2 protein-coding genes are annotated in these 2078 nt (G+C 75.4%); one reads left to right on the top strand and one right to left on the bottom strand.

The genetic code is table 11. From position 1 onward, the window contains the following. Nucleotides 1-1204: serine/threonine-protein kinase (locus FMEAI12_RS02520; RefSeq protein ID WP_146776608.1), on the bottom strand; the 1204-nt coding region annotated here is incomplete at its 3' end. A gap of 344 nt (nt 1205-1548) precedes the next feature. Between FMEAI12_RS02520 and FMEAI12_RS02525 the strand changes: the two genes are divergently transcribed. Next, nucleotides 1549-2078, top strand: a 530-nt coding sequence (locus tag FMEAI12_RS02525) for a pyridoxamine 5'-phosphate oxidase family protein (RefSeq protein WP_146776609.1), incomplete at its 3' end; no start/stop codon positions are given.

The raw sequence follows: 2078 nt of genomic DNA on the forward strand, positions 1-2078 counted from the left end.
GGGGTGGCGGGTCCACCGGCACGGCCACCCGGTCCCGCCCGTCGCGCGTCGCGGGCGACCCCGCCGCCGGGCCGGCCCCGGCCGCACTCACCACGGGCAGCGCCGCCTGCTCGGCCCGGCTGGACCGCGCGGCGGTCAGCGCGTCCCCCGGGACGACGTTCATCCCGGCCGCCGCGGCAACGATCGCGACGACCCCGGCGGCCGGAACCAGTCGGCGGCCCGCCGCCGGCACCCGACGACGCAGACCCGGCCGGCCCTGCGCGCCGTCCCCGGCGGCACCTCCGCTGGCCGGAGCGTCCCCGCCCGTCGGAGCTCCCGCACCCGTCGGAGCGTCCGGGCCCGTGACGACCTCGAGGACCCGGTCGGCGTCCGCTCGCGGGTCGATGCCGGCCGGCACGTCACCGGAGACCAGCCAGCGCAGCAGATCCGCCGCACCCGGGCGCAGCTCCGGCCGCTTGCGCAGCGCCGTGGTCACCACCGGGCGCAGGTCGGCGGGGACGCCGTCGATGTCGGCGTCTCCCTGCACCGTACGCAGCACGAGCGCCTGCAGCGGCCCGTCACCGAACGGCGCCCGCCCGGTCGCCGCGAACGCGACCGTCAGCGCCCAGCCGAAGACGTCGGCGGCCGGGCCCGGCCGGTTGTCACCGGCGATCAGCTCGGGCGCCATGTAGCCGACGCTGCCCAGCACCACACCGGAGGCCGTCATCGTCCCCGGCAGGCCCGCGGCGATGCCGAAGTCGATCACCTTCGGGCCGTCCGCGGCGAGGATGACGTTGCTGGGCTTGAGGTCGCGGTGCACCACGTCGACGTCGTGGATCGCGCGCAGCGCCTCGGCGAGACCGGTCGCGAGGGTGCGCAGGGCCTCCTGCCCGGCGGGGCCGTCCGCCGTGACGGCGCCGAGCAGGGTGGGGCCGTAGACGTATTCGGTGGCGATCCACGGCGGGTCACCGGCCGGTTCGGCGTCCAGGAGGCGGGCGACCCGCGGGCTGTCGATGACGGCGATCGCGGCGGCCTCCCGGGTGAACCGGCGGCGGAAGCCCTCGTCGTCGAGGTACTCGTCGCGCAGCACCTTGACGGCGGCCTGGCAACCGGCGCCGTCCACGCCGAGGTACACGACGCCCATGCCGCCGCTGCCCAGCCGGGCCGCCAGCCGGTAGGGCCCCACGACGAGCGGGTCACCGGCCCGCAGCGGCTTCAACGCCACCAGCTCCTCCGACCGCCAGGTTCCTGGGCCGCTGCGTCGGACGGGTTCACGGTCACCACCGGATCACTCGTGATCGGACATCGGACATCGGGCATCGGGCATCGGGCGGACGTGCCCGACGGGCTCGGCACCCGGTTGGCGGCCCACCGCCGCGCGCACGGCGACCACCGGGCTCGAGCCCGTCCACAGGTAGATACGCGGTGACCACCCGGCTACCCACGCGCCACATCAGCGCAGCCACCCGAACGGCCCCGAGCCAGGTTCGGAGTCGGGTTCAGGACCGGGTTCCGGGCACCGGCGCCGAAGGCCGGTGGGCGGGCCGTCCGGTCGCGGATACTCCGGGAATGGGGCGCACCTATGACCGGATCGACGACCGACTGCGGTCGTTCATCGAGGATCAGAAGATCTTCTTCGTGGCGTCGGCGCCGCTCTCCGCCGACGGCCACGTCAACCTCTCGCCGAAGGGCCGCGACGGCTCGCTCACCGTGCTCGACGAGCGGACGGTCGCCTACCTCGACTTCGGCGGCAGCCACGCGGAGACGATCGCGCACCTGCGCGAGAACGGCCGGATCACCCTCATGTGGTGCGCCTTCGACGGGCCGCCGAAGATCGTCCGGGTGCACGGGACCGGTGAGCCGGTGTTCCGCGACGACCCGCGGTGGCCGGAGCTGATCGCCCGCTTCCCGCCCGGCCAGGCGGCCGCGGGCGGGCTTCGGGCGGTCATCCTGATCTCCGCGCGGCGGATCAGCGACAGCTGCGGCTACGCCGTCCCCTTCATGGACTACCGGGACGAGCGCCCGCTGCACGCCCAGTACTTCGACCGCAGGACGGACCCCGAGTTCGGCGCCTACTGCGATCGGGCCCCGTACAACGG

Source organism: Parafrankia sp. Ea1.12 (assembly GCF_900465275.1).
GTDB classification, from domain to species: domain Bacteria; phylum Actinomycetota; class Actinomycetes; order Frankiales; family Frankiaceae; genus Parafrankia; species Parafrankia soli.